This window comes from Teichococcus aerofrigidensis, from assembly GCF_054073225.1.
In genome coordinates this window covers 1-9,821 of record NZ_JBSXMU010000115.1, presented here as the reverse complement: position 1 = coordinate 9,821, position 9,821 = coordinate 1, and the positions used below count along the sequence as shown (strand labels likewise).

The following is a 9,821-nucleotide window of genomic DNA, read 5'->3' as shown; positions in this document are numbered from 1 at the left end:
GTCCACGACCGCGCCGGGCCTGCCGCCGCTGGCCGGCACGGTGGACCTGCCCGACGGCACCGCCGAGGGCACCGACCTGCCGCCGCCGCCGCCCGTGGCGCCACCGGCGCCGCCGCGCCCGGAGCCGCAGGCGACGATCCAGCCTGTCGAGCCGGACAGCGGCCAGCTCGGTGGTCTCTGGCAGGAGGCACGGGTGCGGCAGGATGCCAATGTGCGCAGCCAGCCGCTGGGCGGCTCGCCGATCGTGCGGGCGCTGCCCACCGGCACGCCGGTCCGCATCATCGAGACCCATCAGGGCTGGATGCGGATCGCCCTGGCCGACGGCACGGTGCTGGGCTGGATCTACGGCGCCCTGCTGGAGTGACCTGGCCTAGAACGGATCCCGATCAGGCGGTATCACCTGATCGGGCGAAGAGACTCGCAAAAACAATCGCCTAGATCGTTTGCCGTGAGCCGATGCGAAGGGAAAACGCTCTAGGGCCGCAGCACCACGCGGCCCACCGCGCGGCGGCTCCGCACCTCGGCCATGGCCGCGCGGAAGCCTTCCAGCGGATATTCCGCGTGCACCTCCGGCCGCAGCAGCCCGGCCTGCCACCAGTCCATCAGCTGCGCCCACAGGGCGCGGACGCGCGGCGCGTGGTCGCGCCGCCGGTCGCCCGGGGACCAGCCGATATAGGTGCCCCAGTTCAGCCCGGCGACCGCGATGTTCTTCAGCAGCAGCAGGTTGACGCCGAGCTGCGGGATGCTGCCCGAGGCATAGCCGAGCGTCAGCAGCGTGCCGCCGTCGCCCAGGCAGCGCAGCCCCTCGTCGAAGGCCTCGCCGCCCAGCGTGTCCAGCACGGCCGCGACGCCATCTCCGCCGGTGATCTCCGCCACAGGGGCGCGGAAGGGCTGCGCGCTGTCCAGCACGGCATCGGCGCCGCGCGCCAGCAGCATGGCGTGCTTGGCCGCGCCGGCACGGGCGATCACCCTCGCCCCCACCGCCTTCGCCACCTCCAGCCCAGCCAGGCCGACGCCGCCGCCCGCGCCCTGCACCAGAACCCACTGCCCCGCCTCCAGCCGGCCGCGCCAGAGCAGCGCCGAGGCGGCGGTCGGGTAGCTGATCGGGAAGGCCACGGCGGGCGCGGCCGGCAGGCCGTCGGGGATCGGCACGACATGGATGTCGTCCGCCACCGCCTGCTCGGCCATGCCGCCCCAGTCCAGCACGGCGAAGACACGGCTGCCGGGCGGCGGCGCCTCGGCATCCGGCGCCGCCTCCAGCACCGTGCCGACGATCTCGGTGCCCGGCGAGAAGGGCAGCGGCGGCCGGCGCTGATACTTCCCCGCCACCACGAGCTGCACCGCGAAGGACACCCCCACCGCCTCGACGCGGATGCGCACGCCGCGCGGCCGCAGCGGTGGCACCGGCACCTCCTTCAGCACGAGATCGTCGAAGTCGCGCCAGCTCTCGCAGACCAGCGCCCGCATCGTCGCGCCGCTCACTGCGCCTCGATCCCGGCATCCCGCACCAGCCGGCCCCAGCGGTCGTATTCCGAGCGCGCGAAGCGGGCGAAATCCTCGGGCGCGTCGGCGACGGGCACGGCGCCCAGCGTCTCCAGCGTCGCCTGCAGCGCCGGCAGGGCCATGGCCTCCGCCACGCTTTGCTGCATGCGCCCGAGAATGGCGGCCGGCGTGCCCGCCGGCGCCCAGAGGCCGTACCAGGTGGCGATCTCGTAGCCCGGCACACCGGCCTCGGCGATGGTCGGCAGATCGGGGAAGGCCGGGATGCGCTCCGCGGTGGTGACGGCCAGGGCGCGGATCTGGCCCTCGCGCACCGCCGCCGCGCTGCTCGGCATGGAATCGAACATGAGCTGGATGTTCCCGGCCATCAGGTCCTGGATCGCCGGGCCGGAGCCGCGATAGGGCACGTGGGTCATCTCCGTCCCGGTCATCTGCTTGAACAGCTCCCCCGCCAGATGCGGCGCGGCGCCGATGCCGGAGGAGCCGTAGGAGATCGGCCGCGCGCCCTCGCGCAGCAGGGCGATGAGCCCGGCCACGTCCCGCACCGGCAGGTCGGGGGTGACCACCAGCATCAGCGGCACGCGGGCGAAGTTCGTCACCGGCGCGAAGGCGGCCAGCGTGTCGAAGGGCATCTGGCGGTTGAGATGCGGGATGATCACCTGGATCGAGGCATTGGCCAGGAAGGTCTGCCCATCGGCCGGCGCGCGCGCCACCTCGGCGCTGCCGATGACGCCCGAGGCGCCGGCGCGATTCTCGATCACGATGGGCTGGCCGAGCCGCTGCCCGACCCGCTGCATCACCACCCGCGCCAGGATGTCGGTCGGGCCACCGGGCGGATAGGGCACGACGCAGCGGATCGGCCGGGCCGGCCAGCCGCCGTTCGCCGCGCGCGCAGGCCCGCCGACGAGCGGCACGCCCGCCGCCAAACCTGCCAGAACCGCGCGTCTTGTCAGCGGCATCGGCTCTCCCTCCCTTCCCTTGTTCGTCATCTCGTCGTCAGATGGCGGCACATCCGGGGAGGAAATGCAATGAACGGTGAACCGCCTCGCCCCTATCGCGGGCTGCGCGTTCTGGATGCCGGACAGGGCATCGCCGCGCCTTACTGCGGCATGCTGCTGGCCGCCGCCGGCGCCGATGTCATCAAGCTCGAGCCGCCGGAGGGCGACTGGTCGCGCGGCCTGTCCACCCGCGCCGAGGGCCAGTCGGTCATGCATGCCGCCTTCAATCGCGGCAAGCGCAGCCTGGCGCTGGACCTGAAGAGCGACTCGGGCCGCGCCGCCGCCCAGGCCCTGGCCGCGCGGTGCGACGTGCTGATCGAGGCCTTCCGGCCCGGCGTCGCCGCCCGCCTCGGCCTCGGCCCCGAGGCGACGCGGGAGGACGCGGTCTGCCTCTCCATCTCCGGCTTCGGCCAGAAGGGGCCGAACGCCGAGCGGCCCTGCACCGATTCCGTCGCCCAGGCCTTCTCCGGCCTGGTCGCGCTGAACCAGGGCGTGGACGGCACGCCGCACAAGGTCGGCACCTATGTCTCCGATGTCGTCACCGGCCTCTACGCCTTCGCCGCCGTGCAGGCCGCGCTGGCCGAGCGGGCCCAGGACACGGCGCCGCGCCGCCGGGTGCTGGACATCTCGCTGCTCGCCGGCACGGCGGCGCTGATCGGCTTCCCGATCGGCGAGGCCGGGCTGCTCGGCCGCGCGCCGGGCGCGCTGAACATCCCCTCCGGCTCCTACCAGACCGCCTGCGGCGCCTGGGTGATGATCGCCCTGGTGCGCGAGGCGGAGTTCGTCGCGCTGGCCGGCGTGCTCGGCCGGCCCGACTGGACGACGGACCCGCGCTTCGCCAGCTTCGGCGCCCGCGCCGAGAACCGCGACGCCATGCTGGCCGAGATCCGCGCCGTCTTCGCCACGCGGGACGCGGCGCACTGGCTCGCAGCGCTGCATGGCGCGCGGCTGATGGCGGATCGCGTGAACACGCCGCTCGACTGGCTGTCGCATCCGCATGTGCGGGCGATCGGCGGCCACGCGCCCGTGGCGCAGCCGGAGCTGGGGGAGATCCCCTTCCCCGTCCTGCCCGGCTTCGGCGCCTGGACCCGGCCGGCCCCCGCGCTCGGCCAGCACAGCGACGAGATCCTGGCGGCGTTGCGGGCGGAAGCCTGACGTCGCGGCGCGAAGAAGCGGCAAAGCCAGGAACGGCAAGGGAGGAAACGGAATGACGGATGATCGCGTGATGGCCGAGGGGCTGCGCTTCCCGGAAGGCCCGGTGGTGATGGAGGACGGCGCGGTGGCGCTGGTCGAGATCGAGGCGGGCGTGATCTCCCGCATCGCCCCGGACGGCGCCCGCAGCATCCTGGCCGAGCCGGGGGGCGGGCCGAACGGCCTGGCGCGCGGCCCGGGCGGGCAGCTCTTCCTCTGCAACAACGGCGGCTTCACATGGCATGACGCGCCGGGCTGCCTTCGCCCCAGCGGTCAGGCGTCCGACTACAAGGGTGGCCGGATCGAGACGGTGGACCCGCGCGACGGCACCGTGCGCCGCCTCTACGAGGGCTGCGGCGAGCACCGGCTGCGCGGCCCGAACGACATCGTCTTCGACAATCCCGGCCGCTTTCCCGTGCCCGGCTTCTGGTTCAGCGATCTCGGCAAGGTGCGCGCGCGCGACCGCGACCACGGCGCGGTCTACTGGGCGGCGGCGGATGGCAGCGCGATCATCGAGGCGGCGCTGCCGATCGCGGGCGGCGCCAACGGCATCGGCCTCTCGCCGGACGGGCGCACGCTCTATGTGGCCGAGACCGAGAGCGGCCGGCTCTGGTCCTGGGAGATCACCGGGCCGGGCGAGTTGCGCAAGGATCCGTGGCCGAGCCCGCATGGCGGCCGGATGCTCTGCGACCTGCCCGGCTTCACCCGGCTCGACAGCCTGGCGGTGACCGAGGCGGGGAACATCTGCGTCGCCACGCTGGTCACCGGCGAGATCACCACCATCGCGCCGGACGGCCGCATCCTCGGCCGGGTGAAGTACCCGGACCCGATGGTGACGAACATCGCCTTTGGCGGCGCGGACCGGCGCACCGCCTACATCACCCTCTCCAGCACCGGAAAGCTGGTCGAGGCGGCCTGGGACGAGCCGGGACTGGCGCTCGCCTACGGTTGACATCCGCGAGAGCGGGCGGGACTTTGTCGCTCAAGAACGGGCCGCGCCGGCAGGGCGCGGCCAGGGAGCCATAAGTCCATGAACCGTCCGCAACCGGGCCGTCGCGCCCTGCTGGGTGCCACGCTCGCCCTCCCCTTCCTCGGCCGCGGCGCCCTGGCGCAGGGTGGCGAGCCCTATGTGCTCGGCACGCTCTTCCCGATGTCGGGCCCGAATGCCGAGTACGGCACGGTCTTCACCGCCGGCGCGCAGCTCGCCCTGCAGCATATCGAGGCGGACAAGGTGCTGAAGCGCCCCGTCCGCCTGCAGGCCGAGGACACCCAGGCGCTGCCGCAGCAGGCGGTGGTCGGCATGACCAAGCTCGCCAATGTGGACAAGGCCAGCTTCGTGCTGGTCGGCTTCACCGCGGTCTCCAAGGCGGTGGCGCCGGTGGGCGACCGGGCGAAGATCGTCATGGTCAATGGCGGCGCCGTCGGGCCCGACCTGTCCGGCCTCTCGCCGTATTTCTGGAACACCATCCCGCTGGCGCATCTCGAGACCGAGGCGCTGCTGCCCTACATCGTCGGCGAACGGAAGCTGAAGCGCATCGCCCTCGTCTATGTCGACGACCCGCTGGGCGACGCCATCCTCGGCGCGCTGCGCGACGGCCTGCCCAAGGCCGGCGGCACCCTGGCCGGCAGCTTCAGCGTGCCGCGCACGGCGCAGCAATTCGCCCCCGTCGCCGCGCGCATCCGGCAGACGCGCCCCGATGCCGTCTATATCGCGAGCTTCGGCGCCCAGCAGAGCCAGATCATCAAGCAGCTGCGCGACAACGGCATCTCGCAGCCGCTGCTGTCCTACTCGGCCATGAACCTCGACAGCGTGAAGAACACGGCCGAGGCGGAGGGGCTGATCTTCACCACGCAGAAGACCGACTTCGCCGGCGGCGACGCCATGACGAAGCGCTTCGCCGCCGACTTCAAGGCCCGCTTCAACAGCGACCCCGGCACCTACCACGTCAACTACTACAACGCCGTCTGGCTCTTCGGCCAGCTCGCGGCGATGAACGAGGCGGCGGGCAGGCCGGTCGATGGCGAGACGCTGCGCGCCGCGCTGCTGGAGAGGCGGGAGTTCGACCTGGTGGGCGGCAAGGGCCGCTTCGACGACAAGGGCAACCTGACCGCCGCCATCCAGGTCAACGAGCTGCGCGGCGGCGCGCTGACGCGCATCGCCGGCTGAGCCCATGCTCTTCCTCCAGCTTCTGCAGGGGGGCGTCCAGACGGGCGCCCTCTACGCGCTGACGGCTGCGGGCTTCGCGCTGATCTTCGGCGCCACGCGCATCTTCCACTTCGCCCATGGCGCCGCCTTCACCCTGGCCGGCTACGCCTTCCTGATGGCCTGGAACGCCGGCTGGCCCTGGCCGCTGGGCGCTCTCGCCGCCATTGCCGTCGCCGTGCTCTTCGGCGTCGCCATCGAGCAGCTGGTCTACCGTCCGATCGGCCGGCACGAGGGCGGCTTTTTCACCGTCTTCGTCGCCGCCTTCGGCGTGTCGATCGTGGTGCAGAACCTGGTCGGCATGATCGCCGGGCGCGGCTTTGCGGTGATCGACACGCCGCTGTCCCGCGCCACGGAGGTGCTGCCGGACCTCTGGATCGCACCGGTCTTCTATGTCGCCATCGGCGTCTCGGCGCTGCTCTTCCTGGCGCTGTCGCTGTTCCTGACGCGCAGCCATGCCGGCGTCGCGTTGCGCGCCCTGGCGCAGAACCCGGACCTGATCCGCACCTACGGCCTGTCCTCGACCCGGCTCTCCATCCTGGCCTTCGCGCTCGGCTCGGCGCTGGCCGCCCCGGCGGCGATCCTGACCGGCATGACCGTCGGGCTGAACGAGGCCATGGGGCACCACGTCATGCTGATCTCGATGGCGGCCACCATCGTCGGCGGCGTCGGCAATCTCAAGGGCGCGGCGCTGGCCGGCCTGCTGCTCGGCATCGCCGAGAGCGTGGCGCTGGCCTTCGTCGAGCCGCAATGGGCCGAGGCGGTCAGCTTCGTCGTGCTCTTCGGCTTCATCCTCTTCCGGCCCTCCGGCCTGTTCGGCGTGGCGGTGGCCCGATGATCGCCTATCTCGCCAATCTCGCGACCATCGTCGCCATCTTCGGCATCCTGGCCTCGACGCTGAACGTCGCCATCGGCCATGCCGGCATCTTCAGCGTGGCGCATGCCGTGTTCTTCGGCCTCGGCGCCTATGCCGGGGCGCAGACGGCGATGCTCCTGGTGCCCGACCCGCTGCTGGCCCTGCTGGTCGCGGCGTTGATCGCCGGCGGCCTCTCGCTCTGCCTCGCCCTGCCGGCGCTGCGCGTGCGCGGCGAGTATTTCGTCGCCGCCAGCCTCGGCCTGCAGATGGTGGCGACGACGCTGTTCAGCGAGCTGAAGCCGCTGACCGGCGGCATTGGCGGGCTGGTCGGCATCCCGCGGCCCGAGCTTTTCGGCGTCACCATCACCGCGCTGCCGCTGGCGCTGGCCACCCTGGCGCTGATCCTGCTGGCCACGCACCTGCTGGCGCGGGGCTCCTTCGGCCGCACCCTGCGCGCCATCCGCGACGCCGAGAGCGCCGCCGAGGCGCTGGGCAAGCATGTCGCGGTCGCCAAGACGCTCGCCGTCGCCTTCGCCTGCGCCGGGGCGGGCATGGCCGGCGCGCTCTTCGCCTTCCACATGGCCTTCGTCAATGTCGAGAGCTTCACCCTCGACCAGTCGGTGCTGGTGATGGCGATGGTCATCGTCGGCGGCACCGGAACGCTCTGGGGGCCGCTGCTCGGCGCCGCGCTGCTGCTGGCCCTGCCGGCCGGCCTCTCCTTCCTCCCCTTCATCCCGCCGACCGAGGTCGGCGCGGTGCAGCAGATCCTCTACGGTCTGGCCATGACATTGCTGATGATCTTCCGCCCCGCCGGACTGGTGGGCGACCTCGGCCGCGGCAAGGTGGCGCACTGATGGCCGCGATCATCGTCGAGAACGCCTCCCGCTCCTTCGGCGGCGTCCAGGCCGTGGCGGGCGTGTCGATCACCCTGCCGGCCGGCGCCGTCACCGCGCTGGTCGGGCCGAACGGCGCCGGCAAGACCACGCTGTTCAACCTGATCACCGGAAACCTCCGCGCCGATTCCGGCGACATCCGCCTCGACGGCGCGCCGATCCTCGGCCTGCGCCCGTGGCAGATCGCGCGGCGCGGCGTGGCCCGCTCCTTCCAGGACCTGCGCCTCTTCACCCATATGACGGTGCGGGAGAACGTGCTGGCGGCGACCGAGACCGGCTCCTGGTTCTGGCAGCCCGGCGGCCGCGCCGCGCGGGCGACGCGCGAGGCGCGGGTGGAGAAGGCACTGGAGCGCACGGGCCTGGCGAGGCTGGCGGAGGAGCGCGCCATCGACCTCGCCTATGCCGAGCGCAAGTTCCTCTCCGTCGCGCGCATCCTGGCGGCCGAGGCCGAGGTCTGGCTGCTCGACGAGCCGACCTCCGGCCTCGATCTCGCCTCGCGCCGGCATTTCTCGGGCATCCTGCGCGAGGCGGCGCAGCAGGGAAAGGCGATCTGCCTGATCGAGCACAACCTCGATGTCGTCGTCGAACTCGCCGACCGCATCGCCTTCCTCGACCAGGGCCGCGTCCTGGCCGAGGGCGAGCCGCAGGCCATCCTGCGCAATCCCGAGCTGGCCGCGATCTATTTCGGCGACCGGCCGCAAGCCGTGGAGGCCACCCCATGAGCGCGATGGTGCTGGAGGCCGAGGGCCTCACCGCCGGCTATGGGGGGCACGCGGTGCTGGAGGATGTCTCGCTCGGCCTGCGGCAGGGGGAGACGCTGTGCCTGATCGGCCACAACGGCGCCGGCAAGTCCACGCTGATGCGCTGCCTCTACGGGCTGCACCGCCCGTCCGGCGGGCGCATCCGGGTGCGGGGCGAGGCGCTGCCGCGCCATCTCCCCTCGGCCCTGGCCGCCGCCGGCATCGCCTTCGTGCCCGAGGGGCGCGGCGTCTTCATGGACCTGACGGTGGAGGAGATCTTCGGCCTTGCCCTCTGGTCCGCCGGCGTGCCGCGCGCGGGCTATGCCGAGCGGATCGAGGAGATTCTGGAGATCCTGCCGCGCATCCGCGACTTCCGTACCCGCCGCGCCGGCACCCTGTCGGGCGGGCAGCAGCAGATGGTCTCCATCGCCCGCGCCCTGCTGACGCGGCCTCAGGTGCTGCTGCTCGACGAGCCCTCGATCGGCCTGGCGCCGAAGCTGTTCCAGGACCTGCTGGCGCCGATCGCGGCGCTGCGGCAGTCGCGCGGCATGGCGATCCTGCTGGTCGAGCAGAATGTCCACGAGGCCTTCGCCATCTCCGACCGGGTGGTGGTGATGAAGTCGGGGCGGATGATCTTCGAGGGGCAGCCCTCGGACCTCTCGGACCACGCGCGGCTGATGGAGCTGTTCTGATGCGCCAGACGCGCATGCACCAGACGCTGACGGCGCTGCTGGAGGAGACGGCGGCGGCGGTGCCCGAGGCGCCGGCACTGGCCTTCCTCGATGGCCCGGCCCTCTCCTATGCCGGTTTCGCCGCGGCGGTGCGCCGCGTGGCGGGCGGGCTGGCGCGGCAGGGCATCGGCGCCGGGGACCGGGTGGCGATCTGGCTGCCCAACCGGCCGGAATACCTGATCCTGCACTTCGCACTGGCGCGGCTCGGCGCCACGGCGATCCATGTCAACACCCGCTTCCGCGCGCAGGAGGTGGCCTATCTGCTGGACCGCGCCCGCCCCGTGGCGATCGCCACGCAATGGGGCTTCGCCGCGGGCGATTTCCCGGCCCTGCTCGGCGCGGTCCTGCCGGACCTCGCGGCGCCGCCGCGCTGCGTGATCGGGCTGGACACGGCGGAGACACGGCTGGGCGCGCTGCCGGTGCTGCCCTGGGCGGCGCTCGACGCCACATCCGGGCAGGCGGAAGATGCCGCTTCCCCAGGGGCCTCCCCGGAGAGCGACTGCCTCACCTTCACCACCAGCGGCACCACCAGCGGGCCGAAGCTGGTGCTGCACCGCCAGCGCAGCATCGCGCATCACGCGGGCGACGTGGCGGGGGGGCCCCGGCCCGCGGGGGCCCCCCCCGACCCTCCGGCCCGCCGCCGACCGGGGGCGGGGCCGGTTCTCTTCCGCCCCGCGCGGGTGGCATCCACCCCTGGGCGTACCTCTTC

11 protein-coding genes are annotated in these 9,821 nt (G+C 72.8%); 9 read left to right on the top strand and 2 right to left on the bottom strand.

Annotated elements, in window-relative coordinates; all coding sequences use genetic code 11:
• A partial coding sequence (locus ACVMLK_RS17425) for an SH3 domain-containing protein (protein WP_457487125.1) occupies positions 1-364 on the top strand: 364 nt, incomplete at its 5' end.
• A gap of 110 nt (positions 365-474) precedes the next feature.
• Here the strand turns inward: ACVMLK_RS17425 and ACVMLK_RS17420 are convergent.
• Positions 475-1,482 carry an NADPH:quinone oxidoreductase family protein gene (locus tag ACVMLK_RS17420; RefSeq protein WP_457487124.1) on the bottom strand — a complete coding sequence of 336 codons (1,008 nt, stop codon included), beginning with the start codon at positions 1,480-1,482 and terminating at the stop codon, positions 475-477.
• Positions 1,479-2,459, bottom strand: coding sequence for a Bug family tripartite tricarboxylate transporter substrate binding protein (locus tag ACVMLK_RS17415; RefSeq protein ID WP_457487123.1), 981 nt, complete (start codon positions 2,457-2,459; stop codon positions 1,479-1,481). The genes ACVMLK_RS17420 and ACVMLK_RS17415 overlap by 4 nt, the downstream gene beginning before the upstream one ends.
• A gap of 69 nt (positions 2,460-2,528) precedes the next feature.
• Here ACVMLK_RS17415 and ACVMLK_RS17410 point away from each other — a divergent pair, with 69 nt between their 5' ends.
• The 8 genes from ACVMLK_RS17410 to ACVMLK_RS17375 form a co-directional block, all read left to right on the top strand.
• Positions 2,529-3,653 carry a CaiB/BaiF CoA transferase family protein gene (locus ACVMLK_RS17410; RefSeq protein ID WP_198364427.1) on the top strand — a complete coding sequence of 375 codons (1,125 nt, stop codon included), beginning with the start codon at positions 2,529-2,531 and terminating at the stop codon, positions 3,651-3,653.
• Between the two features lie 52 nt (positions 3,654-3,705).
• Entirely contained in the window at positions 3,706-4,641 is a 936-nt protein-coding gene (locus ACVMLK_RS17405; RefSeq protein WP_198364426.1) for an SMP-30/gluconolactonase/LRE family protein, read from the top strand.
• A 78-nt stretch (positions 4,642-4,719) separates the two neighbouring features.
• Positions 4,720-5,856, top strand: a complete 1,137-nt coding sequence (locus tag ACVMLK_RS17400) for an ABC transporter substrate-binding protein (RefSeq protein ID WP_457487122.1) — start codon at positions 4,720-4,722, stop codon at positions 5,854-5,856.
• Positions 5,857-5,860: 4 nt separating this feature from the next.
• A complete protein-coding gene (locus tag ACVMLK_RS17395) occupies positions 5,861-6,730 on the top strand; it encodes a branched-chain amino acid ABC transporter permease (protein ID WP_198364424.1) in 870 nt (289 codons plus the stop codon).
• Complete coding sequence (locus ACVMLK_RS17390; RefSeq protein ID WP_198364423.1) at positions 6,727-7,602, top strand: branched-chain amino acid ABC transporter permease; 876 nt, start codon at positions 6,727-6,729, stop codon at positions 7,600-7,602. The genes ACVMLK_RS17395 and ACVMLK_RS17390 overlap by 4 nt, the downstream gene beginning before the upstream one ends.
• Entirely contained in the window at positions 7,602-8,363 is a 762-nt protein-coding gene (locus tag ACVMLK_RS17385; protein ID WP_422921493.1) for an ABC transporter ATP-binding protein, read from the top strand. Before ACVMLK_RS17390 ends, ACVMLK_RS17385 begins: the two co-directional genes overlap by 1 nt.
• Positions 8,360-9,073, top strand: coding sequence for an ABC transporter ATP-binding protein (locus tag ACVMLK_RS17380; RefSeq protein ID WP_457487121.1), 714 nt, complete (start codon positions 8,360-8,362; stop codon positions 9,071-9,073). Before ACVMLK_RS17385 ends, ACVMLK_RS17380 begins: the two co-directional genes overlap by 4 nt.
• Positions 9,073-9,821, top strand: a 749-nt coding sequence (locus tag ACVMLK_RS17375; RefSeq protein ID WP_457487120.1) for an AMP-binding protein, incomplete at its 3' end; no start/stop codon positions are given. The genes ACVMLK_RS17380 and ACVMLK_RS17375, both read left to right, overlap by 1 nt.